Annotated in this window: 1 protein-coding gene and 1 pseudogene; both read left to right on the top strand. The window is 48.3% G+C overall.

Annotated features, from left to right (window positions below):
* A pseudogene (locus tag BLR94_RS26980) lies at positions 1 to 1,285 on the top strand (hemagglutinin repeat-containing protein); the annotation flags it as partial.
* Between the two features lie 6 nt (positions 1,286 to 1,291).
* Entirely contained in the window at positions 1,292 to 1,729 is a 438-nt protein-coding gene (locus tag BLR94_RS26975; protein ID WP_084309006.1) for a hypothetical protein, read from the top strand.
* The last annotated feature ends 257 nt before the right edge of the window (positions 1,730 to 1,986 follow it).

The raw sequence follows: 1,986 nt of genomic DNA, 5'->3' as shown, positions 1-1,986 counted from the left end.
AGGCAGCGACTCGACTGTTGGCCTGAACCGGGACGTGAACAGCGCCTATGAAATCACCAAGGACGAGGAAAGCCGTACCGATCTGTATGTGAGCAAGTCGTCCATCGAGGCATTGAGTGATCCGATGGCGACGGTTGAGCAGTGGGCTGAAGCACTCACTACTTACGATGAGACGGCTGTAAAGAACTTCGAGCAGATCGGTATCGGCCTGAACGTCAGCTACAACCGACTGGAAAAGGCGCTGGGTCGCCAATTGCCACAAGGTGCCGAGCAGGCGGGTGGGGCGGCGCTTGCTGAAACTGCACTGGAAGCGTTGCTGCTCAGTGGTAAAAGTCTGAAAGAGGCGAAAGTTGTTGTAGCAGATAGTGATTTCCAGAGCGAGGTTTTAGCGCAGCTACAAGCTATCGAGAATATTCCGCCAGAAAGTTTCAGGAAAGCGCAAGAGCAGTTGACGGAAATTGGTGCCACGAGTGGCAGGAAAGCAGGTGAGCTGCTCGTTCTTTCTGATAGCACGGTTACTTATAACGGGTTACAGCAGGTCTTGGACAACGTCTCCGCAATAAATGCTTACTTGGAGGCCAATCCGGAACAGGTTCAGGCAGTCGGTTTGGTGCTGGTTTTGGCGCAGGGGCCGAAGGGCATCATGCAGATGGCCGTGGAGCAGTCGCTCTCAGCAACGGAAATTGGGCAGGGGCTGGAAAACTACCTACTAGGGCTTGAGGAGCGACTGGGGCAAGTCATTGCGGAGAAACTTGATGGCGGCGAGCTAGATCCAGAGGGAAATGATTATCTGATCGGCGGCGGTAAGTTGCTGGGTAGCATTTTGGGCGGTGGGCTTCCTGTCAACGGTGGTAAGTCGAGTAAAACGAAGATTGAAATCAGTGTAGAGTCACCAGGGAGTAAAGGATGGGGTAAAAATACAGGAGAAAATATATCTGGGGGCGCTCATAGGGATACTTCTAAGCCTAAAAATGATGGATTTGAGTCGCATCATTGCCCTGCTAAAGGTTGTTATGTGGGTGCTCCGATAAGCACATTAGATGGTCCAGCGATTAAGATGGAGCCCGGAGATCACAGGCTGACGGCGAGTTATGGATCTTCGAATGAGGCAAAAGCCTATCGTGCTAAGCAAGAGCAATTGCTAAAAGATGGTAAGCTACATGAGGCTATCCAGATGGATATTGATGATATTCGTTCGAAATTTGGTGATAAATATGACTCTTCTATAGATCAAATGCTAAAGTACGCCGACTCCCTTGATGCTGATCAGTTTATTAATAGGTGATTTAGCATGTTTTTTGAGTATAGCGATGATGACGGAATTACTTTGTTTGATCGTGTTCGCGAGAGAAGTAAGGTTAGAGAGTTGATGGGGGGGCATGTCCGAGTTTTTCCAAAAACAGAGTTCTCTGAAAATTCAACTGATGTGTTTGGTGATGTTTTTGCGAAGGTGTGGTATAGCGCTGACAATAATGTGTCGGGGGTTCAGCTATACGATCCTGATGCAAAATTTTATTATGCCGGGAAACAAATTTTAGGATTGAGTCTTGGAGAGGTTAGGAACTTTCTTAACGACTCTAGGATTGATTTCGCATATGAGGAAGATGGCTCGGGGATTGTTATAGAGGATGGTCGGGTTAGGATTTATATTCCTGATTCCGATGAGTATGGTGAGTTGGCTAAAGTTGAGGCTGTATATATAGATATTCCGAGTTTGCACAGGGAGTAAACATAAGCACGGTAAGGCGAGTCAACGTTTGTGATGCGGTAAGGCGGAGCAACAGTCGTAGGGTGGATTAGCCAATAGGGTGGATAATGCTATGTTTATCCACTGCTCTTTAAAAACTGACTAAATGATTACGATGAAGTGCCATCTGGCGCTTCACCTGTTTGATCGAAACCAACCCGGCGCTGACCGAACTGAACCGCTTCCTCAGCTCCGACTACATGCTCGACCTGCTCGGTTACGACCCCGATCAGGCGCAG

The organism is Phytopseudomonas flavescens, from assembly GCF_900100535.1.
Lineage (GTDB): Bacteria > Pseudomonadota > Gammaproteobacteria > Pseudomonadales > Pseudomonadaceae > Aquipseudomonas > Aquipseudomonas flavescens.
This window is presented reverse-complemented; position numbering and strand designations above follow the sequence as displayed.